Below are 19,664 nucleotides of genomic sequence, written 5' to 3'. Positions count from 1 at the left end.
CGCCATCACTGCAGCCTGGCCCAGAACACGCCAGAATAGGAGATCGGCAGGAATTTCTCGTGGAATTCCTTGAAGACCGCTTCCGGGTCGATGTCCTTGAACCGGTCGGGATAGAACTCCTTCGCCATGGCGAGCTCGGCGATGAAGTAATAGGGCATGTCGTAGAACTGATGGTAGAAGGCCATGACCTTCTTGCCCTGCACGGCCTTGAGCTGCTGGAAGCCCGGCCGGTTCATCAGCGCCACCAATTGCTTCTGCACCTGCTCCCGCGTCGCGTCATAGCCGAGAGCGACCGCATTGCTGCCGGGGTTGCTGCCGTACCAGTTGGCGCCCGTGAGGAAATAGATATCCGGGTTGTCGGCGAGCACCTTCTCCTGCGCGGCCTGAGCCTGGAAGGCGGAGAAGAACTGGCTGCCCCAGTTGCGGCCGCCGGCCTCCTCGATATAGCGGCCGAAATTGAACGGACCGAAGGTGGCGCAGCAGGGCAGCAGGCCGGCGGCGCGCTCGACGAAGACCATCGGCTTCTGCTTGTCGGGGATCGCGCCGACGCGGGCATAGATGCTGCGGGTCTGGCGCATGTAGTAGTCGGCGAAAGCGTTCGCCTCCTTCTCGCGGCCGAGGATGCGGCCGAGCAGCTGCACGCTCGGCAGCACGTTCTGGGTCGGGTCCTGGCGGAAATCGACGAAGACCGTGGTGATGCCGGCCTTCTCGAGCTTGGCGAGCAGGCCGGTCTCCTGCGCCTTGAAGTAGTTGGACAGGTCGAGGATGTAGACCTCGGTGCCGAGCGAGGCGATCTTCTCCATGCTGACATCGGCGGCATAGGGATTGCCCATGTTCGCGACGTCTTTGGCCTTGGGGAATTTGGCGAGATATTTCGCCCAGGCGCCCGGATCGTTTTCGATCAGGTCGTTGCCCCAGCCGACGACGCGCTTGAACGGGTCGTCGCGGTCCAGCATCGCGAGCGTATAGAGCTGGCGCCCCTCGCTGAGCACGATCTTCTGGGGGTCGCGCGTGACGTTGACGACGCGCCCGGCGAGATCGGTGACCTCGATCGTCTCGGCGCTGGCGGCTCCGGCAAACAGGACGGACGCGCCGATGAGCACGGCGGAAGACAGACGGGCAAGCCAACGGGGAGCGGGCATCGGACAATCCTGCCGGGAAAGATGCCCTCGCGCTAACACAGCTCGTCTTGGGACGGCAAAGCAATTCTACTTGTTTTGAATCGATCTAAATTAGATTTATTCTAGAATTCATTGAGAGTAACACCACCCAACGAAGATAACGCCCTCGCGAATCCTATCTTCGTCTTGCGCTCAAACAAGGCGATCCGGTCCCTCCATCGCCTCGCGCGCTCGGACCGCGAAGCGCCGGGCGAGCGGCGCGACCTCGGCCGCATTGGCGGCGGCAGCCGTGCCGGCCCGGACCCGATCGGCGATGCCGACGAAGATCACCGCGAAACGGAACAGCGCGAAGACGAGATGGAAGCGCAGGAGCGGCGCCGTCGGCACGGCACGAGCGTAATAATGCGCCAGGAACTCGGGCTCCGCGGGAATGCCGAGCGCGGCCCGGTCGAGGCCGAGGATGCCGCCATATTCGTCGGGCGCGGTATGCCACGGCATGGCGCAATAGCCGAGATCGGCCAAGGGATGGCCGAGGGTGGACAATTCCCAGTCGAGGATGCCGATCACCTCGGGCTTCTCCGGATGGAATAGCAGGTTACCGAGCCGGAAATCGCCATGGGCGATCGAGACCTGGCCGTCGTCATCAGGCAGATGCGCCGGTAGCCAGTCGGCGACGGTCTCCAGTTCAGGGGTGGGCTCGCCCGGCGATTCCCGCAATTGCTTGGTCCAGCGCGCGATCTGGCGCTCGAAATAATTGCCAGGCCTCCCGAAATCGCCGAGGCCGACATCGTCGGGCTTCACCGCATGAAGCTTCGCCAGCGCCTCGGCCATGCCGAGATAGAGGCCGCGCCGCTCCCCGGGAGCGAGACCAGGCAAGGCGGCGTCATGGAAGACGCGGCCGTCCAGCCGCTCCATCAGGTAGAAGGGCGTACCGAGCGGCTCGGGCTCGGCATGGAAGAGGACGGTGCGTGGCACCGGGACGTTCGTCTTCGACAGCGCTTCGAGCACGCGAAACTCGCGGTCGATCGCATGGGCGCCGCGCAGGATCGGCCCGGCCGGCTGCTTGCGCAGGACGAGGCGGCGCGTCCCCCAATCGACGAAATAGGTCGGGTTGGACTGGCCGCCGCCGATGCGTTCGAGCGCGAGTTCGCCAGCACCGAATTGCGCCCGCAACAGGCTTGCTAAAGCGGCCGGATCGAAATCGATTTGGGAGGGCACTGGCGCTGCCATCGCCTCAGCCCTGCGCCTCGCCAGCCACGGGCCAGTGCCAGAAATCCCTCCCCTCCTGGGTCAGGAAGCGGTTCAACACCATCTTGTGGACCTCGTCGGCGCCGTCGACCAAACGGGCCTGCCGGGCATAGCGGTAGATCCATTCGAGCACGGTATCCCTGGAGTAGCCGCGCGCGCCGTTGACCTGGATTGCGACATCGGCGGCATCGTGCAGGACATTGGCGACCTGGACCTTGGCCATCGAGACCTCCTTGCGGGCGAAGCCGCCGCGGTCGAGCTCCCAGGCCGCCTTCATCACCAGCAGGCGGCCGATCTCGATGCGCATGGCGAGATCGCCGAGCTTGAGCTGAATGCTCTCGCGATCGGCGAGGCGCTGGCCGAAACCGTAGCGCTCTGCGGCATAGGCTTGGGCGATCTCGATGCAGCGCTTGGAAAGGCCGAGCCAGCGCATGCAATGGGTCAGGCGGGCCGGGCCGAGGCGGACCTGCGTCACCTTCATGCCCTTGCCCTCGCCGGCCAGCACGTTCTCGGCGGGGATTTCGAGCCCGTCCAATTCGATCTCGCAATGGCCGCCATGCTCCTCCGGCCCCATGATCTCGATGCGGCGCAGGATGCGCCAGCCCGGCTGGTCGGCATGGAAGAGGAAGGCGGTGAGGCCGTTACGCGGATCGTCCGAGGTGCGGGCGACCAGGATGAAGTGCTTGGCCTCCTCCGCGCCAGTGATGAACCATTTGCGGCCGCTGACGACGTACTTGTCTCCCCTGCGCTCGGCCTTCGTCAGGATCATCGAGGGATCGGAGCCGCCGCCGGGATGCGGCTCGGTCATGGCGAAGGCGGAGCGCACCTTGCCTTCGACGATCGGCTTCAGCCAGCGCTCCTTCTGCTCGGGCGTGCCGAGCGCCTCCAGCATCATCATGTTGCCGTCGTCGGGCGCGGCCGAGTTGAACACGACCGGGCCGAAGATCGAGCGGTTCATCTCCTCATAAGCCACCGCCATGCCCATCTTGCCGAGGCCTGCGCCGCCCGTTTCCGGTTTGAGCTGCAGGCACCAGAGGCCTTCGGCACGGGCCTTGGCGCGCATCGTGTCGAGCAAGGGCAGCGCGATATTGCCATGGGGGTCGTAGGAGGCCCGGTCGGCTTCGAGCGGCAGGATTTCGCGCTCGACGAAGGCCGCGATCCGCGCGCGATAATCCTCGATGCGGGGAGAGATCTCGAAATCCATGGCTGTGCTCACAAGGAGGAAACGAGATGGCCGCCATCGACTTCGATGGTGGAGCCGGTGATGTAGCTGCCGGCGGTCGAGGCGAGCAGCAGAAGGGCGCCGTCGAGCTCCTCCGGTTGGCCCAGCCTTCGCTGCGGGATGCGCCTGATTAGGTTCAAGCCGGCTTCGGTCGCGAAGAAATCGCGGTTAATGTCAGTCTCGATATAGCCGGGGCAGAGCGCGTTGACGCGGATACGATCGCGCGCCCATTCGAGCGCCAGCGCCTTGGTGAGCTGGATCACGCCCGCCTTCGAGGCTGCATAGGCGCTGACGCCGCCGGCGACGCGATGGCCGAGGATCGAGGCGATGTTGACGATGCTCCCGCCCCGGCCGCTCTGGCGCATGCCGCGCGCCACGGCCTGGGCGACGAGGAAGACGCCCTTCAGATTGGTGTCGAGCACCGCATCCCATTCGGATTCGGAGAGATCGGCGGCCGGGCCGGCGCCGCTGATGCCCGCATTGTTGATTAGGATGTCGAAATGCCGACCGTCGAGCGCATCGGCGATCGAGGTGGCATCAGCCACGTCCAACTGGATGCTTTTTGCGGCGCCGCCCGCCGCGGCGATCTCCTGCCATGCCTGATCCAGGGCCGACTGCCGGCGCGCCGCGAGCGTGACTTCCACGCCCTGACGGGCGAGCAGCTTGGCGAAATGCAGCCCCAGCCCGCCCGACGCGCCGGTGACCAGCGCGCTCTTTCCTGAGAGATCCTCGAACATCAGCATCCCGCTTCGACCACGGCCAAGTCTCGGCCGCCCGCGCTTCGGGATCAAGGCGCCCAAACGTCGAAGACCCCCGGCGCGGGACGCCGGGGCTCCTTGATTCATGACCGCCGGTCGGCGGCTACCCGGTCACTGCCACGTCTGGCGGCCGTACCAGGCATCGACATCGCTCGTCGCCTTGTCCTTGGCGAGGCCGTAGCGCTCCTGGATCTTGCCTTCAAGCTGGTCGCGCTTGCCGGCGATGACGTCGAGATCGTCATCGGTCAGCTTGCCCCACTGCTCCTTGACCTTGCCCTTGAGCTGCTTCCAGTTTCCTTCGACGCGGTTCCAGTCCATCGGGACCTCCTCGTGTGAGTGTGGATTCACTTGAAGAACGCCTCAGGGGCGCGATTGTTCATGCGAAAATGCGACTACCCGTAAATTACCCGGATAAAATATTGCTTTATTAAAATCCGGGTATTATTGAGCACCCATCGAACAGGATGGGGCGCACCGATGCAGATGGCGGATAGGAAGGCGGCGACGGCCGCCTACAAGGAACGGAAGACGGTGGCGGGCATCTTCGCCTTCCGCTGCGAGGCGGCCGGGCTGACATGGGTCGGACGGGCGCCCGATCTTTCGACGATCGAGAACCGCCTGCGCTTCACGCTGCGCCATGGCAGCCACCGGCAACGCTCGCTGCAGGCTGCGTGGAACGCGCATGGCCCCGAGGCCTTCCACTTCGAGGCGCTTGAGCGGCTGGAGGACGAGGATATCGCCTGTGTGCTCGACCGCGTGCTGAAGGAGCGCCTCGCCCATTGGCAGGCGAAGCTCGGCGCGGGAGCGCTCTAGGAGCTCAATCGCTGCCGATTCGCGCCCCCTGTCATTCCGGGGCGCGCCGAAGGCGTGAACCCGGAACCCACGACTAGGTGAGCCATTTACACCTCGTCGCGGGCGGTCACTCGGTCGTGGATTCCGGGTTCTTCGCTACGCGAAGCCCCGGAATGACAAGCGTGGTTCTGACCAGGGACGAGGCGCTTTTCCTGAATGCGCGGGTGTTTGAGGGCGCCGAAGCGCCCGCTCAATCGTCCATCTTGAGGGCGGCGATGAAGGCTTCCTGCGGGATTTCGACCTTGCCGAACTGCCGCATCTTCTTCTTGCCTTCCTTCTGCTTCTCCAGAAGCTTGCGCTTGCGGGTGGCGTCGCCGCCATAGCACTTGGCGGTCACGTCCTTGCGCAGCGCGCGGATGGTCTCGCGGGCGATGATCTTGCCGCCGATCGCCGCCTGGACCGGGATCTGGAACATATGCGGCGGGATCAGCTCCTTGAGCTTCTCGCACATGGCGCGGCCACGGGCATCGGCGCGCGAACGATGGACCAGCATCGACAGCGCATCGACCGGCTCGGCATTGACCAGGATCGACATGCGCACGAGATCGCCCTCGCGATAATCGGTGATCGCGTAGTCGAAGGAGGCATAGCCCTTCGAGATCGACTTCAGGCGGTCGTAGAAGTCGAACACCACTTCGTTCAGCGGCAGGTCGTAGACGACCTTGGCGCGCGAGCCGACATAGGACAGATCGGTCTGGATGCCGCGGCGATCCTGGCAGAGCTTCAGGACGGAGCCGAGATATTCGTCGGGCGTGAAGATCGTCGCTTTGATCCAGGGCTCCTCGATGAATTCGATCTTCATCACGTCCGGCATGTCGGCCGGGTTGTGCAGTTCCAACGTCGTGCCGTCGCGCAGCTTGAGATGATAGACCACCGAAGGCGCGGTCGAGATCAGGTTGAGGTTGAATTCGCGCTCCAGCCGCTCCTGGATGATCTCCAGATGCAGCAGTCCGAGGAAGCCGCAGCGGAAGCCGAAGCCGAGCGCCGCCGATGTCTCCATCTCATAGGAGAACGAGGCGTCGTTCAGCCGCAGCCGGCTCATGGCGGCACGCAGCACCTCGAAATCGGCGGCATCGACCGGGAAGATGCCGCAGAACACCACCGGCTGCACCGGCTTGAAGCCCGGCAGCGGTTCCGCAATCGGCTTCTTCTCGTCTGTGATGGTGTCGCCGACGGCGGTGTCCGCGACCTCCTTGATCGAGGCGGTGAAGAAGCCGACCTCGCCGGGGCCGAGCTGCTTGACCTCGGTCATCTTGGGCTTGAACACGCCGACGCGATCGACGCCATAGGAGGCGTTGGCCCGCATCATCCGGATCGTCATGCCCTTCTTCAGCACGCCGTCGATGACGCGCACGAGCACGACGACGCCGAGATAGGCGTCGTACCAGCTATCGACCAGGAGGCACTTGAGCGGCGCATCCGGATCGCCCTTGGGTGCCGGCAGCTTCGCGACGATCGCTTCCAGCACGCCCTCGATATTGAGGCCGGTCTTGGCCGAGATCGGCACGGCCTCGGAGGCATCAAGGCCGATCACGTCCTCGATCTGCTGCTTGATGCGCTCCGGCTCGGCGGCCGGCAGGTCGATCTTGTTGAGGACGGTGACGATCTCGTGGTTGGCGTCGAGCGCCTGATAGACGTTGGCGAGCGTCTGCGCCTCGACGCCCTGCGAGGCGTCGACCACCAGCAGCGAGCCCTCGCAGGCTGCGAGCGAGCGCGAGACCTCGTAGGCGAAGTCGACATGGCCGGGGGTGTCCATCAGGTTCAGGACATAGTCCTTGCCGTCCTTGGCCCGGTAGTCCAGCCGCACCGTCTGCGCCTTGATGGTGATGCCGCGCTCCTTCTCGATATCCATCGAGTCGAGGATCTGGTCGCTCATGTCGCGGGCGGCGACGGTGCCGGTCTGCTGGATCAGACGGTCGGCCAGCGTCGACTTGCCGTGGTCGATATGCGCGACGATCGAGAAGTTGCGGATATTGTCGATGGAACGGGTGCTCATGCGCGCGCCATAGCAGTGATGCTGCGTGGCGCCAAGCGATTGCGCGTTTCCAAGCGCGACCGACGACCATTAAACTCTAATGTCATCCCGGGCGAAGCGCAGCGAAGACCCGGGATCCATGCCGGAACCCTTCTCGGAAGCGCTCAGGCATGGATCCCGGATCGGCGCCGCTTCGCGGCTTGTCCGGGATGACCGGCGAGGTTCTACCGGGTTTCAAAATCAAACTTGCAAATTCTATTATCTAAGAATTATTCTCTATTCATGGAGTTCGACCACGATACCGAGATCGACCGGATGCTCGGGCAGCGCCTCAAGGCGGCCCGCCAGCGCCATGGCCTGACGCTCGATGCCCTTGCCGAGCGCAGCGGGGTCAGCCGCGCGATGATCTCCCGCGTGGAGCGTGGCGAATCGAGCCCGACCGCTGCGCTGCTGGTCCGGCTCGGCTCCGGGCTCGGCCTCTCGCTCTCCGCCTTGCTGGAAGAGAATGCAGGAAGCGGACCGCTGGCGCGCCGCGACGCCCAGCCGGTCTGGCGCGATCCGGCGAGCGGCTATCTGCGCCGCAACGTCTCGCCGCGCGGGATGGGCTCGGGCTTCGAGATCGTCGAGGTGGAATTGCCTGGTGGAGCGGAAGTGCGGCTCGACAATGCGACCGGCGCCGCGGCGCTCGACCAGCAGATCTGGGTGCTGCGCGGCCGGCTCGACCTGACTGTCGAAGGCATCCGCCATGAATTGGCCGAGGGCGACTGCCTGCAGATGCATCTGCGCGGCCCGATCATCTACCGCAATCCGGGCGATGCGCCCGTCCGCTACGCCGTCATCCTCGCCGCGAAAGGCGGCGCCTTTCCGGGACATATCGCATGAACGCACGCGCTTTCACCGTCGCCATCGAGACGCTCGACGCCAAGGCTGCCGAGGCCGCCATTCCGGCTCTGGCCGAAATCCTTCGCGACAGTGTCGCCAACGGCGCCTCGGTCGGCTTCATGAACTGGAACACGGCCACCGATTACGAGCGCTTCTGGCGCGATGTCGCGGCCGGCGTCGCGGGCGGGCAGGTCATTCTGCTCGCCGCGTGGAACGATGACGGCATCGTCGGAACGGCCCAGCTTCACCTGATCGGAAAACCCAACCAGCCGCACCGGGCGGAGATCGCCAAGGTGCTGGTGCATTCGCGGGCCCGCCGGCAAGGCATCGGCGAGGCGCTGATGCAGCGCGCCGAGGCGATCGCGCGGGAGAAGGGCCGCGACCTGCTGGTGCTCGACACCGACGAGCATGGAGCGGCGCGGCGGCTCTACAACCGGCTGGGCTGGACAGAAGCCGGCACCATCCCGCGCTACGCGCTGATGCCGGACGGCGCCGATTGCGGCTCGACGTTTTTCTACAAGAGCCTGGCTTGAGCCACCCTTGTCATTCCGGGGCACGCCGCAGGCGTGAACCCGGAAACCACGACTGGGTGGGGCATTTGATACCCAACGACTGACCGCTCACCCGGTCGTGGGTTCTGGGTTCTTCGCTTACGCGAAGCCCCGGAATGACAATGGAAGGCTCAGCCTTCAACCTTGCCGCGGATGTAGGGCTCGACCGGGCCTTTGAGCGTGATCGTCATCGGACGGCCGAAACGGTCCTTGGCGTTGCCGGCGGAGACCTTCACCCAACCCTCGGAGACGCAATATTCCTCGACATTGGTCTTCTCGACGCCCTTGAAACGGATACCGATGTCGCGCGCCAGCACCTCCTCATTGTAGAAGGGGCTCTCCGGATTGACGGAAAGACGGTCGGGAAGCTGCTCGGACATGGCTCGCACCTGAATTGCGGAAAGGGATGCTTTGCCCGCTCGATAGCCGCTTCCGCCCGCAAAGCCAACTTTCCTGGAAAACACGCCGTCATTCCGGACAAGCAGCGAAGCCTCGCCGATCCGGAATCCATCGGAAGGCGACGCGCCCTACGATGGATTCCGGGTCAAGCCCGGAATGACGGCGCATTTTTCAAAGGGAGAGCGCGGGTCTAGCGGCTGCCGTCCAGCAGGCGGCCGACGACCTTGGCGGTGTAGTCGACCATCGGGACGATGCGGGCATAGTTCAGGCGCGTCGGGCCGATGATGCCGACGACACCGACGATGCGCTGCTCGGCGTCGCGGAAGGGCGCGGCGACCATCGATGAGCCGGACATCGAGAACAGCTTGTTCTCCGAGCCGATGAAGATGCGCACGCCGTCGCCATCCTCGGCGCGGGTCAGCAGGTCGATGACGTCGGTCTGCGTCTCCAGGTCGCCGAAGAGCATGCGGATGCGCTCGAGATCCTCCTGCGCCCGGAGATCGTCGAGCAGGTTGGCCTGGCCGCGCACGATGAGATGACGGTCGCTGCCGGGGCCGGCCTGGGTCGCAATGCCGCTTTCGACGAGCCGGGCCGTCAGCACATCGAGCTCGCGCTCCATCAGGGCGCGCTGCCCGCCGATCTCGCTGCGCAGTTCGGCCAGCGTCTTGCCGAGGATGCGGGCGTTCAGGAAATTCGCGGCCTCGCTCAAGGCCGAGGCCGGCAGGCCGGGCGGGAGCGCCAGCAGGCGGTTCTCGACCGTGCCGTCCTCCGAGACGAGCACGACCAGCGCGCGGGCCGGATCGAGGCGGACGAATTCGATATGCTTCAGCCGGACATCGGCCTTGGTGGTGACGACGACGCCGGCGCCGCGCGACAGGCCTGAGAGCAGGGCCGAGGCTTCCGTCAGGGTCTGGTCGAGATTGCGGTTGCTGGCGGCGACCCTGATCTGCGCCTCGATGCGGGCGCGCTCCTCGGTGGTAAGATTGCCGACCTCCATCATCGCGTCGACGAAGAAGCGCAGGCCCCTCTCGGTGGGCAGGCGCCCGGCCGAGGTATGCGGCGCATAGATCAGGCCCGCCAGCTCAAGATCGGTCATGACATTGCGCACCGTCGCCGGCGACAGCGCCATCGGCAGCAGGCGGGCGATATTGCGCGAGCCGACGGGCTCCCCCGTCGTCAGATAGCCGTCGACGATCTGGCGAAAAATCTCGCGCGAGCGCTGGTCGGTCTCGACCAAGCCGCTCATCGTCTCGGGGCGGGGGGTGTGGGCGCTCATGAACCTTTTTCAGGTGAACGGTCGTTCTAACCCTATTGTCGTCATCCAAAGCGCGGGGATCAAGGGGCAGTACCCGTCCGTGCCTTGCCGCGCACGACGCAAACGCCTACAAGCCGCCACTTCCCCGCAAGACAGGAATATTTCATGCGACCCTCCAAACGCGCCGCCGACGAGATGCGCAAGGTCACGCTCGAACGCGGCGTGGTGCGCTATGCCGAGGGTTCCTGCATGGTCACGTTCGGCGAGACCAAGGTGCTCTGCGCCGCGACCGTCGAGGAAAAGGGGCCGCCGTGGCTGCGCGGCACCGGCAAAGGCTGGGTCACCGCCGAATATTCGATGCTGCCGCGCGCCACGCATGAGCGCACGCGCCGCGAGGTCACTTCCGGCAAGCCCTCCGGCCGCACGCAGGAAATCCAGCGTCTGATCGGCCGCTCGCTTCGCGCCGTGGTCGATCTCACCGCGATCGGCGAGCGCCAGATCGTCGTCGATTGCGACGTGCTGCAGGCCGATGGCGGCACCCGCACGGCCTCGATCACCGGCGCCTGGGTCGCGCTGCACGACGCCCTGAAATGGATGGAAGGGCGCGGCCTGCTCAAGGGCACGAACCCGCTCAAGGACCATGTCGCCGCGATCTCCTGCGGCATCGTCGCCGGCAATCCGGTGATCGATCTCGACTATGTCGAGGATTCCGGCGCCCAGACCGACGCGAATTTCGTCATCACCGGCTCCGGCGGCATCGTCGAGGTGCAGGGCACGGCCGAGGGCGCGCCCTTCTCCGAAGAAGAGCTGCTCGCGCTGCTCAAGCTCGCCAAGGGCGGCGTCGCCAAGCTGGTCACGCTGCAAAAGGCGGCGGTGGCGTAAGCCCTATTGATCGCTTCGCTCCTCACCTCCGCGTCATCCCGGACGCAGCGAAGCGAAGATCCGGGATCCATCGTAGATTGCGACGCTCTACGATGGATCCCGGGGCAAGCCCGGGATGACGGCGTGTTTCGTAAGCCTCAAAGGCAAGACCAGTGACCAGCCACCGCCTCCTCACCGGCAAGGTCGTGATCGCGACCCATAACCAGGGCAAGTTGCGCGAGATGCGCGAGTTGCTGGCGCCCTATGGCATCGAGCTCGTCTCGGCCGGAGAGCTCGGCCTGCCCGAGCCGGTCGAGGACGGCTACATGTTCTCGGAGAACGCCGCGATCAAGGCGGTTGCCGCGGCAAGCGCCAGCGGTTTGCCCGCGCTTTCCGACGACTCGGGCATCTGCATCGACGCGCTCGACGGCGCGCCCGGCCTGTTCTCGGCCAACTGGGCCGGACCGGGCAAGGACTTCGCCCCCGCGATCGGGCGCGTACAGATGGAGCTCGCCAAGCGCGGTGCCATCACGCCGGACAAGCGCAAGGCGCATTTCGTCTCGGCGCTGGTGATCGCCTGGCCGGACGGGCATCAGGAATTGTTCGAGGGCCGCGTCTTCGGCACCGTGACCGAGCAGGCGCGCGGCCTGGGCGGCTTCGGCTACGACCCGATCTTCCTGCCTGACGGCCATGACAAGACCTTCGGCGAAATGACGGCGCAGGAGAAGCACGGCATTCCGGCCGATGGCTCGCCCGGCCTGTCGCATCGCGCGCGCGCCTTCCATGTGCTCGCGGCCGCCTGCCTGAGGAAGCCCTCTTGAGTGCCCCGGCCGCCCTCGCGGCGCGGCCATCGCGCCTGCATCCGACCGCGGATGCGGGCTTCGCCGTCTATGTGCATTGGCCATTCTGCCTGGCCAAATGCCCCTATTGCGACTTCAACTCCCATGTCCGGCTGCAGCCGCCGGACCAGCAGCGCTATATCGCCGCCTTCCGCCGCGAGATCGCTCATCGCGCCGCGCTGGTGCCGGGACGCACGGTCTCCTCGATCTTCTTCGGCGGCGGCACGCCCTCGCTGATGGAGGGGGCGACGGTCGGCGCGATCCTCGATGCCATCGGCGAATACTGGGCGGTCGACCCCAATTGCGAGGTCTCGCTGGAGGCCAACCCGACCAGCGTCGAGGCTGGGCGCTTCCGCGATTTCCGCGCGGCCGGCGTCAACCGCGTCTCGCTCGGCGTGCAGGCGCTGAACGATGCCGATCTCAAGGCGCTCGGCCGGATGCATTCCGCCGAGGAGGCGCTCGCCGCCGTCGCGATCGCGCGGCAATATTTCGAGCGCTATTCCTTCGACCTGATCTATGCCCGCTCGCCCTTGCAGACGCCTGCGCTTTGGCGCGCCGAGCTGGAACTGGCGATCAGCCATGCGGCCGAGCATCTCTCGCTCTACCAGCTCACGATCGAGCCCGGCACGGCCTTCGAGCGGCTGTTCCGCGCCGGCAAGCTCGCCATTCCCGACCATGACGCGGGCGCCGCGCTCTACGAGATCACGCAGGAGATCACGGCCAAACACGGCCTGCCGGTCTACGAGATCTCGAACCATGCGCGGCCCGGCGCCGAGTGCCGGCACAATCTCGTCTACTGGCACTATGGCGAATATGCCGGCATCGGCCCCGGGGCCCATGGCCGGCTGGTGACGCGTGAAGGCCGGATGGCGCATTCGACCGAGAAGCGGCCTGAAGTCTGGCTGGAGCGCGTCGAGGCCGAGGGCCACGCGCTGGTCGAGAACGAGCGGCTGTCCGAGGAAGCGCAGGGCGACGAATACCTGCTGATGGGCTTGCGCCTCGTCGAGGGCATCGATCCCAAGGTGTTCAAGGCGCTTGCGGGACGAGACCTCAACGCCAATCGCGTCGCCAGCCTGATCGACGAGAAGCTGCTGATGGAGCGCACCGGCGGCCGGCTCGCGGCAACGCCGGACGGCGCGCTGCTGCTCGACGCGTTGGTGGCCGATCTCGCGGCTTGAAGCTCACCGTCATTCTCGGACGGAGCGAAACGCAGACCCGAGAATCTCGTTCAGGAAGAGGCTCCGGAGCCTCCGCGTCCTGAGATGCTCGGGTCGAGCCCGAGCATGACGGCGCCCTTTCGGCGTCAGCCCTTGCCCAATCGCACGCCCGTCTTCGGGTCGAAGACATGGACCTTGTCGGGGTCGACGGTGATCCAGAGCCGGCCTTCCTGCGCCGCGACTTCGCCGGTCGCCGCCTGCATCACGAAGGGTTGGCCGGAGAGCTTGCCGTGGAAGAGCTGGGTCGCGCCGAGCTCCTCGATGAACTCGACATCGAAGGGCAGCGAGCCCGCCTGCCCTTCCGAGGCGATCTCGACATCCTCGGGACGCAGGCCGACCTCGACCGGCACCTGGGCCGCCAGGTCCTCGCGCAGGTCGCGGACCTCGATGATGGCGTCGCCGAGCGCGATAATGCCGGGGCCATCGACGGCGCCGGGCAGGATGTTCATTGGCGGCGAGCCGATGAAGGTCGCGACGAACTTGCTCGCCGGCTTGCGGTAGACCTCTGCGGGAAGGCCGATCTGCTCGACCTGGCCGGCATTCATCACCACGAGCTTGTCGGAGAGCGTCATCGCCTCGACCTGGTCATGGGTGACGTAGATCGCGGTGACGCCGAGCGCGCGCTGCAGCTTCTTGATCTCGACGCGCATCTGCACGCGCAGCTTGGCGTCGAGGTTGGAAAGCGGCTCGTCGAAAAGAAAGACCTGCGGCTTGCGCACGATGGCGCGGCCCATGGCGACACGCTGGCGCTGGCCGCCGGAGAGCTGGCGCGGCCGGCGCTCCAGGAAGGGCTCGATCGCCAGGATGCGGGCGGCCTCCTTCACGCGCTTGTCGATCTCGTCCTTCGGCGTGCCGCGGTTGCGCAGGCCGTAGGCCATGTTGTCGTAGATGTTCATATGCGGGTAGAGCGCATAGTTCTGGAACACCATGGCGATGTCGCGGTCGGCCGGCTCGATCTCGTTGACGACGCGGTTGCCGATGGCGACCTCGCCCGACGAGATCGTCTCCAGCCCGGCGACCATGCGCAGAAGCGTGGACTTGCCGCAGCCGGAAGGGCCGACGAGGACGCAGAAGCCGCCATCGGGGATGTCGAAGGAGACGCCCTTCACGGCCTCGACGCCGCCGGCATAGACCTTCTTGACGTTGCTGAGAGTGACCTGGGCCATTCGCGGATTACTTCTCGGTTTCGACCAGGCCCTTCACGAAGAGCCTCTGCATGGCGATGACGACGAGGACGGGCGGCAGCATCGCCAGCATGGCAGTGGCCATGGCGAGCTGCCATTCCGTCAGGGCGTCGGCGGTGACGATCATCTTCTTGATGGCGATGACGATGGTCTGCATCGAGTCCTTCGTCGTCACCAGAAGCGGCCAGAGATACTGGTTCCAGCCATAGATGAACTGGATCACGAAGAGCGCCGCGATCGTCGTCATCGAGAGCGGGATCAGCGTGTCCTTGAAGAATTTGAAGGGGCCGGCGCCGTCGATCTTGGAGGCTTCGAGCAACTCGTCGGGGATCGTCATGAAGAACTGCCGGAACAGCAGCGTGCCCGTCGCCGAGGCGATCAGCGGGATGGCGAGACCCTGATAGGTGTCGAGCATGTTGAGATCGGAGACGATCTTGAAGGTCGGGAAGATGCGGACCTCGACCGGGAGCATCAGCGTGATGAAGATGATCCAGAACGCCGCCATGCGGAACGGGAAGCGGTAATAGACCACCGCATAGGCCGAGAGTACCGAGATGAAGATCTTTCCCAGCGCGATCGCCATCGCCATGATGAAGGAGTTCAGCATCATCCCGATCACCGGCTCGCGCGTCGTGCTGGACGTGCCGACGAAGAGGATGCGCTTGTAGTTCTCCAGGAAATACGGGCCGGGATAGAGCGGCATCTCGCCGTTGATCACGGTGGAAGCGTCCCAGGTCGAGGCGACGAAGGTCAGCCAGACCGGGAAGGCGACGATCAGCACCCCGATCGTCAGGATGATATAGGCGATCAGGTCGCCCATGCGGCGGTCCTCGACCATCAGGCGGCCCTCCCCATCTCGCGCAGCAATCCGGCGAGCGCATCGGCGCAAGCCTCGAGGCAGGCCTGGCCCTTGGCAGGCGTCGCCCGGCGGGCATCGCCGATCACGCCGGTCTCGGTCATCTCCTGGAAGGAGCGGTGGCGGGAAACGGTCGGCCGCCCCGGCAGGCCGTTCAGCGCGCCGAAGGCCTCGGCCAAGCGCGGCTCGCGGACCGAGCCCGGCGCCAGCACCATCATCATCGAGGTTTCGACCTCGCAGGCATGCTGGACGCTCTTCTGGTCTTCCAGCAGCGGCGGGAACGCTGCCTCAGCCAGCATGAAATAGGTCGTCGCCTCGACATGCAGCCGGGTCTCGCGGGCGAAATCGGGCAGGAAGGCGGTGAGCGCGGCGATGTTGCCGCCATGACCGTTGACGATCAGCACGCGGTGGAAGCCGTGGCGCTCGATGCTCTTCAGCAACGAGAGCAGCACGGCGCGATAGCTCGGGATGTCGAAGGTGAAGGTGCCGCCGAAGGCCATATGATGCTCGGCCATGCCGCACCACAGCGTCGGCGCGACGACGACATCGACATCGTCAGCGCGCTCGGCCGCCGCCTTGCAGACGCCGCTGCACAGGATCGTATCGACGCCGACGGGCAGATGCGGGCCGTGCTGCTCGATCGAGGCGACGGGCAGGACGACGATCGCGTCTGTCGCGGCCTTGGCACGCAGTTCCTCGGCGGTGAGGTCCATCCAGAGCACGGAGGCCATCAGTAGCTGACCTTGCGCTCGATGAAGCGGAACTGCACCGCGGTGAGCCCGATCACCATGATCAGCAGCATCACCGACTGCGCCGCGGAACCGCCGAGATTGGAGCCGCCCTTGCCGTCGGAGAAGACCTTGTAGACCAGCGTCTCGGTCGCGCCCGAGGGGCCGCCACCGGTGATGGTGTCGATGATGCCGAAGGTGTCGAAGAAGACGTAGACGATGTTGACGACGAGCAGGAAGAAGGTCGTCGGCGAGAGCAGCGGGAAGACGATGGTCCAGAAGCGCCGCATCGGCCGGGCGCCGTCGATCACGGCCGCCTCGATCACGCTCTTGGGGATCGATTGCAGGCCGGCGAGGAAGAACAGGAAATTGTAGCTGATCTGCTTCCAGGTCGCGGCGAGGATGACCAGCAGCATGGCGTGGTTGCCGTTAAGCCGCGGATTCCACGGAATGCCCAGGGATTGAAGGCCGCGGGCGAGCATGCCCAGCGAGGGGTCGAACATGAATAGCCAGAGCACGCCGGCAATGGCAGGCGCCACGGCATAGGGCCAGATCAGCAAGGTCTTGTAGATCTCGGCGCCGCGGATCTGCCGGTCCGCCATCACGGCGAAAAGCAGGGCGATCGAGAGCGAGAACACGCAGACGAAGGTCGAGAAAACAGCCGTGTTGATGAAGGCCTTGAGATAGCCGGGATCAGAGAAGAGCGCCTGGTAGTTCTCGAACCAGACGAACTCCGTCGAGGTGCCGAAGGCGTCCTCGATCAGGAAGCTCTGCCAGACCGCCTGGCTCGCCGGCCAGTAGAAGAACACGACGGTGATGGCGAGCTGCGGCAGAAGCAGCAGGAAGGGGATCGTCAGCCCCTTGAAGTATGCGTTCTTCTGCATCGGCTTCCCTGGAACGAAACGGCCATCCCGAACGCATCTGTCCGGGATGGCCCTGGATATGCAAGCGCTATCAGCGCGCCGCGGAGCGCTCGAACTGGCGCAGCATCTGGTTGCCACGCTCGACCGCCGCGTCCAGCGCCGCCTGCGGCGACTTCTGGCCGTTCAGCGCCGCCTCCAGCTCCTCCGACCAGATGTCGCGGATCTGGACGAGGCTGCCATAGCGCAGGCCCTTCGAGTTGTCGGTCGGGGTCTTGTTGGTCAGTTCGAGGATCGGGGTCTCGAGATAGGGCTTGTCCTTGTAGAAGCCGGACGCCTTGACCTTCTCATAGGCCGCCTTGGTGATCGGCAGATAGCCCGACTCGGTGTGCAGCTTCACCTGGCGGTCGACATCGGAGAGGAAGGTGAAGAACTTGGCGACGCCCTTGTACTCGTTCGCCTTCTTGCCGCCCATCACCCAGAGCGAAGCGCCGCCGATGATCGAGTTCTGCGGGGCGCCCTGCACGTCCGGATAATACGGCATCGGGGCATTGCCCCAGTCGAACTTGGCGTTCGCCTTGACGTTGCCGAAGAAGCCCGAGGAGGTCAGGAAGATCGGGCATTCGCCCGAGGTGAAGCGGCCTTCGCCATTGTTGGTGCGGCCGGAATAGTCATAGGTCTTGTCCTTCTGCAGCTCGACCAGATTGGTCCAGTGCTTCAGGAAGGCCGGGCTCTTGTTGAAGTTCAAGACGGCGTCGAAGCCGGCCATGCCGTTGACCTTGGTCGAGAGCGGAATGTTGTGCCAGGCGCCGAACTGCTCGATATTCGCCCAGGTCGCCCAGGCGTTCGAGACCGCGCACTTGTCGTAGCCGGCGGCCTTCAGCTTCTTGGCGGCTTCGAAGGTCTCGGGCCAGGTCTTCGGCGGCTTGGCCGGGTCGAGGCCCGCCTTCTTGAAGGCGTCCTTGTTGTACCACATCACCATCGACGAGGAGTTGAACGGCATCGAGAGCATGTCGCCCTTGGCCGTCGAATAGTAGCCGGTGATCGCAGGCAGATAGGCGTTCGGATCGAACTTCTCGCCGGCTTCCTTCATGACCTCGTGGACCGGCTTGATCGCGCCCTTGGCCGACATCATCGTGCCGGTACCGACCTCGAAGACCTGCAGGATATGCGGCGCCTGGCCGGCTCGGAAGGCGGCGATGCCGGCGTTCAGCGTGTCGGGATAGGAGCCCTTGTAGACCGGGACAACCTTGTAGTCCTTTTGCGAGGCGTTGAAATCCTCGGAGAGCTTGACGACGACGTCGTTATTGGCGCCGGTCAGCGCGTGCCACCACTGGATCTCGGTCTGCGCAAGGGCGGGCGAGGCGCCAGCCAGCGCAAAGGCCGCGACCGACATCAGGATGCGCGTTTTGATGGTCATGGGGTGTCTCCCTTCCGCGCGCGGGCGCGCTGCGGTTCTTGTCGTTGGTGCGCAAGCTAGCATGAAGCGCAGGCGACATTTCAATGACAAATCGATGACGTCCCGCGCAATCCGCCTATGGTCTCGGTCCGGGTTGCACATTCGCGCATAACCGGTTGATCTGCGCTCCCGATCCGAATCCGTCCGTGGATGCCGCCATGCCCAGCCTCGACCTTGCCTTGACCGCAACCCTGCCCGCGGACGCCAATACCGCCACGCTCGCCGGCCGCGTCTGGCGCCCCGATCTCGGCGGACCGGCCGTGGTGACGGTGCGCGACGGGCAGGTGATCGACGTGACCCGGAGCTTCCCGACCAGCCGCGACCTCTGCGAAAGCGCCGACCCCGCCGCCGCCTTGCGCGCCGCCGAGGGCGAGACGATCGGCGCGCTCGCCGAGATCCTCGCCAACACGCCTGTGGACGGGCGCGATCAGAAGCGGCCCTGGCTGCTCTCCCCGCTCGACCTGCAGGCGGTGAAGGCGGCCGGCGTCACCTTCGCCGTCTCGATGCTGGAGCGCGTGATCGAGGAGAAGGCGCGCGGCAACCCGGCCGCCGCCGCGACGATCCGCGACGAGATCGGCAAGCTGATCGGCGACGATCTCTCCAAGCTGAAGCCCGGCTCGCCCGAGGCGATGCATCTCAAGGAGGTCCTGATCAAGCAGGGCGCCTGGAGCCAGTATCTCGAAGTCGGGATCGGGCCGGATGCCGAGATCTTCACCAAGGCGCCGCCGATGTCGACGGTCGGCACAGGCGCGGATGCCGGGCTGCACCCGGCCTCGAGCTGGAACAATCCGGAGCCGGAGATCGTGCTGATCGTCGCCTCGACGGGCGCGATCGTCGGCGCGACGCTCGGCAACGACGTCAACCTGCGCGACGTCGAGGGTCGCTCGGCCCTGCTGCTCGGCAAGGCCAAGGACAACAATGCCGCCGCCGCGGTCGGTCCCTTCATCCGCCTGTTCGATGCCGGCTTCACGCTCGACCATGTCCGCCGGACCACGGTGACGCTCACCGTCGAGGGCGAGGACGGCTTCCGGCTGGAGGGCTCCTCCTCGATCGCCAAGATCAGCCGCGACCCCGCCGATCTCGCCGCGCAGATGATCGGCCCGCATCACCAATACCCGGACGGGGCGGCGCTCTATCTCGGCACCATGTTCGCGCCGATCAAGGATCGCGATGCGCCCGGCGGCGGCTTCACCCATAAATACGGCGACATCGTTACGATCGCGGCCACCGAGCTCGGCAGCCTCGTCAACCGGATGAAGCGCACCGACGCATGCGCGCCCTGGACCTATGGCGCCTCGCATCTGATGCGCCATCTGGCGAAGCAGGGCCTGCTCTGAGCGGAAGCCGACCCGGGACCCAGCAAACATAGACGCCGTTCGAAACCGCTGGTTCTTGCC

The 19,664-nt window shown here is 65.5% G+C and carries 20 protein-coding genes; 7 read left to right on the top strand and 13 right to left on the bottom strand.

Annotation, left to right across the window (positions count from 1 at the left end; translation table 11 throughout):
- Positions 1–5: 5 nt before the first annotated feature.
- The 5 genes from JHD80_RS10590 to JHD80_RS10570 form a co-directional block, all read right to left on the bottom strand.
- Positions 6–1,142 carry an ABC transporter substrate-binding protein gene (locus JHD80_RS10590; protein ID WP_199086839.1) on the bottom strand — a complete coding sequence of 379 codons (1,137 nt, stop codon included), beginning with the start codon at positions 1,140–1,142 and terminating at the stop codon, positions 6–8.
- A 171-nt stretch (positions 1,143–1,313) separates the two neighbouring features.
- Positions 1,314–2,351 carry a phosphotransferase family protein gene (locus JHD80_RS10585; protein WP_199086837.1) on the bottom strand — a complete coding sequence of 346 codons (1,038 nt, stop codon included), beginning with the start codon at positions 2,349–2,351 and terminating at the stop codon, positions 1,314–1,316.
- Positions 2,352–2,355: 4 nt separating this feature from the next.
- Entirely contained in the window at positions 2,356–3,573 is a 1,218-nt protein-coding gene (locus JHD80_RS10580) for an acyl-CoA dehydrogenase family protein (protein ID WP_199086836.1), read from the bottom strand.
- Positions 3,574–3,581: 8 nt separating this feature from the next.
- Positions 3,582–4,328 carry an SDR family NAD(P)-dependent oxidoreductase gene (locus JHD80_RS10575; protein ID WP_465246514.1) on the bottom strand — a complete coding sequence of 249 codons (747 nt, stop codon included), beginning with the start codon at positions 4,326–4,328 and terminating at the stop codon, positions 3,582–3,584.
- A gap of 132 nt (positions 4,329–4,460) precedes the next feature.
- A complete protein-coding gene (locus tag JHD80_RS10570) occupies positions 4,461–4,667 on the bottom strand; it encodes a CsbD family protein (RefSeq protein WP_199086832.1) in 207 nt (68 codons plus the stop codon).
- 159 nt (positions 4,668–4,826) lie between these two features.
- Here JHD80_RS10570 and JHD80_RS10565 point away from each other — a divergent pair, with 159 nt between their 5' ends.
- Entirely contained in the window at positions 4,827–5,162 is a 336-nt protein-coding gene (locus JHD80_RS10565) for a GIY-YIG nuclease family protein (protein ID WP_199086830.1), read from the top strand.
- A gap of 229 nt (positions 5,163–5,391) precedes the next feature.
- Here the strand turns inward: JHD80_RS10565 and lepA are convergent, their stop codons facing one another.
- Complete coding sequence (gene lepA, locus JHD80_RS10560; protein WP_199086828.1) at positions 5,392–7,197, bottom strand: translation elongation factor 4; 1,806 nt, start codon at positions 7,195–7,197, stop codon at positions 5,392–5,394.
- A gap of 261 nt (positions 7,198–7,458) precedes the next feature.
- Between lepA and JHD80_RS10555 the strand changes: the two genes are divergently transcribed.
- Entirely contained in the window at positions 7,459–8,058 is a 600-nt protein-coding gene (locus JHD80_RS10555; protein ID WP_199086826.1) for a helix-turn-helix domain-containing protein, read from the top strand.
- A complete protein-coding gene (locus JHD80_RS10550; protein WP_199086818.1) occupies positions 8,055–8,591 on the top strand; it encodes a GNAT family N-acetyltransferase in 537 nt (178 codons plus the stop codon). The genes JHD80_RS10555 and JHD80_RS10550 overlap by 4 nt, the downstream gene beginning before the upstream one ends.
- A gap of 149 nt (positions 8,592–8,740) precedes the next feature.
- Here JHD80_RS10550 and JHD80_RS10545 read toward each other — a convergent pair whose 3' ends face one another.
- Both JHD80_RS10545 and hrcA read right to left on the bottom strand, forming a co-directional pair.
- Positions 8,741–8,989, bottom strand: coding sequence for a DUF3297 family protein (locus JHD80_RS10545; RefSeq protein WP_199086816.1), 249 nt, complete (start codon positions 8,987–8,989; stop codon positions 8,741–8,743).
- Between the two features lie 209 nt (positions 8,990–9,198).
- Positions 9,199–10,284 carry a heat-inducible transcriptional repressor HrcA gene (hrcA, locus tag JHD80_RS10540; RefSeq protein ID WP_199086814.1) on the bottom strand — a complete coding sequence of 362 codons (1,086 nt, stop codon included), beginning with the start codon at positions 10,282–10,284 and terminating at the stop codon, positions 9,199–9,201.
- A 144-nt stretch (positions 10,285–10,428) separates the two neighbouring features.
- Between hrcA and rph the strand changes: the two genes are divergently transcribed.
- The 3 genes from rph to hemW all read left to right on the top strand — a co-directional run bounded on the left by rph (position 10,429) and on the right by hemW (position 13,141).
- Positions 10,429–11,145: a ribonuclease PH gene (rph, locus tag JHD80_RS10535; RefSeq protein WP_061970926.1), complete on the top strand. Its 717-nt coding sequence runs from the start codon at positions 10,429–10,431 to the stop codon at positions 11,143–11,145.
- A gap of 152 nt (positions 11,146–11,297) precedes the next feature.
- Positions 11,298–11,945 (top strand): RdgB/HAM1 family non-canonical purine NTP pyrophosphatase, encoded by a 648-nt coding sequence (gene rdgB / locus JHD80_RS10530; RefSeq protein ID WP_199086812.1) that lies wholly within the window; start codon positions 11,298–11,300, stop codon positions 11,943–11,945.
- On the top strand, positions 11,942–13,141 hold the full coding sequence (gene hemW / locus JHD80_RS10525) for a radical SAM family heme chaperone HemW (RefSeq protein WP_199086811.1): 1,200 nt from the start codon (positions 11,942–11,944) through the stop codon (positions 13,139–13,141). Before rdgB ends, hemW begins: the two co-directional genes overlap by 4 nt.
- Before the next feature lie 125 nt (positions 13,142–13,266).
- On the opposite strand, the gene JHD80_RS10520 is transcribed toward hemW, so the two are convergent.
- The 5 genes from JHD80_RS10520 to ugpB all read right to left on the bottom strand — a co-directional run bounded on the left by JHD80_RS10520 (position 13,267) and on the right by ugpB (position 18,222).
- Positions 13,267–14,346 (bottom strand): sn-glycerol-3-phosphate import ATP-binding protein UgpC, encoded by a 1,080-nt coding sequence (locus JHD80_RS10520; RefSeq protein WP_199086809.1) that lies wholly within the window; start codon positions 14,344–14,346, stop codon positions 13,267–13,269.
- A 7-nt stretch (positions 14,347–14,353) separates the two neighbouring features.
- Complete coding sequence (gene ugpE, locus JHD80_RS10515) at positions 14,354–15,202, bottom strand: sn-glycerol-3-phosphate ABC transporter permease UgpE (protein ID WP_199086807.1); 849 nt, start codon at positions 15,200–15,202, stop codon at positions 14,354–14,356.
- Complete coding sequence (locus tag JHD80_RS10510) at positions 15,202–15,951, bottom strand: creatininase family protein (RefSeq protein WP_199086805.1); 750 nt, start codon at positions 15,949–15,951, stop codon at positions 15,202–15,204. The genes ugpE and JHD80_RS10510 overlap by 1 nt, the downstream gene beginning before the upstream one ends.
- Positions 15,951–16,832, bottom strand: a complete 882-nt coding sequence (gene ugpA, locus JHD80_RS10505; protein WP_199086803.1) for a sn-glycerol-3-phosphate ABC transporter permease UgpA — start codon at positions 16,830–16,832, stop codon at positions 15,951–15,953. The genes JHD80_RS10510 and ugpA overlap by 1 nt, the downstream gene beginning before the upstream one ends.
- 70 nt (positions 16,833–16,902) lie before the next feature.
- On the bottom strand, positions 16,903–18,222 hold the full coding sequence (ugpB, locus tag JHD80_RS10500) for a sn-glycerol-3-phosphate ABC transporter substrate-binding protein UgpB (protein WP_465246513.1): 1,320 nt from the start codon (positions 18,220–18,222) through the stop codon (positions 16,903–16,905).
- 203 nt (positions 18,223–18,425) lie between these two features.
- Here ugpB and JHD80_RS10495 point away from each other — a divergent pair, with 203 nt between their 5' ends.
- Positions 18,426–19,604: a fumarylacetoacetate hydrolase family protein gene (locus JHD80_RS10495; RefSeq protein ID WP_199086799.1), complete on the top strand. Its 1,179-nt coding sequence runs from the start codon at positions 18,426–18,428 to the stop codon at positions 19,602–19,604.
- Positions 19,605–19,664 lie beyond the last annotated feature (60 nt).

It is taken from the genome of Allobosea sp. ASV33, assembly GCF_016428755.1.
In the GTDB taxonomy this organism is placed as follows: domain Bacteria; phylum Pseudomonadota; class Alphaproteobacteria; order Rhizobiales; family Beijerinckiaceae; genus Allobosea.
This window is presented reverse-complemented; position numbering and strand designations above follow the sequence as displayed.

What these genes read in the sequence shown, in the direction of transcription:
- JHD80_RS10575 (WP_465246514.1), bottom strand. Translation starts at nt 4,328, where the DNA reads ATGTTCGAGGATCTCTCAGGAAAGAGCGCGCTGGTCACCGGCGCGTCG.
- ugpE (WP_199086807.1), bottom strand. Translation starts at nt 15,202, where the DNA reads ATGGTCGAGGACCGCCGCATGGGCGACCTGATCGCCTATATCATCCTG.
- rph (WP_061970926.1), top strand. Translation starts at nt 10,429, where the DNA reads ATGCGACCCTCCAAACGCGCCGCCGACGAGATGCGCAAGGTCACGCTC.
- hrcA (WP_199086814.1), bottom strand. Translation starts at nt 10,284, where the DNA reads ATGAGCGCCCACACCCCCCGCCCCGAGACGATGAGCGGCTTGGTCGAG.
- JHD80_RS10545 (WP_199086816.1), bottom strand. Translation starts at nt 8,989, where the DNA reads ATGTCCGAGCAGCTTCCCGACCGTCTTTCCGTCAATCCGGAGAGCCCC.
- JHD80_RS10570 (WP_199086832.1), bottom strand. Translation starts at nt 4,667, where the DNA reads ATGGACTGGAACCGCGTCGAAGGAAACTGGAAGCAGCTCAAGGGCAAG.
- JHD80_RS10565 (WP_199086830.1), top strand. Translation starts at nt 4,827, where the DNA reads ATGCAGATGGCGGATAGGAAGGCGGCGACGGCCGCCTACAAGGAACGG.
- JHD80_RS10555 (WP_199086826.1), top strand. Translation starts at nt 7,459, where the DNA reads ATGGAGTTCGACCACGATACCGAGATCGACCGGATGCTCGGGCAGCGC.
- JHD80_RS10590 (WP_199086839.1), bottom strand. Translation starts at nt 1,142, where the DNA reads ATGCCCGCTCCCCGTTGGCTTGCCCGTCTGTCTTCCGCCGTGCTCATC.
- ugpA (WP_199086803.1), bottom strand. Translation starts at nt 16,832, where the DNA reads ATGCAGAAGAACGCATACTTCAAGGGGCTGACGATCCCCTTCCTGCTG.
- JHD80_RS10510 (WP_199086805.1), bottom strand. Translation starts at nt 15,951, where the DNA reads ATGGCCTCCGTGCTCTGGATGGACCTCACCGCCGAGGAACTGCGTGCC.
- JHD80_RS10580 (WP_199086836.1), bottom strand. Translation starts at nt 3,573, where the DNA reads ATGGATTTCGAGATCTCTCCCCGCATCGAGGATTATCGCGCGCGGATC.
- JHD80_RS10585 (WP_199086837.1), bottom strand. Translation starts at nt 2,351, where the DNA reads ATGGCAGCGCCAGTGCCCTCCCAAATCGATTTCGATCCGGCCGCTTTA.
- JHD80_RS10550 (WP_199086818.1), top strand. Translation starts at nt 8,055, where the DNA reads ATGAACGCACGCGCTTTCACCGTCGCCATCGAGACGCTCGACGCCAAG.
- JHD80_RS10495 (WP_199086799.1), top strand. Translation starts at nt 18,426, where the DNA reads ATGCCCAGCCTCGACCTTGCCTTGACCGCAACCCTGCCCGCGGACGCC.
- lepA (WP_199086828.1), bottom strand. Translation starts at nt 7,197, where the DNA reads ATGAGCACCCGTTCCATCGACAATATCCGCAACTTCTCGATCGTCGCG.
- JHD80_RS10520 (WP_199086809.1), bottom strand. Translation starts at nt 14,346, where the DNA reads ATGGCCCAGGTCACTCTCAGCAACGTCAAGAAGGTCTATGCCGGCGGC.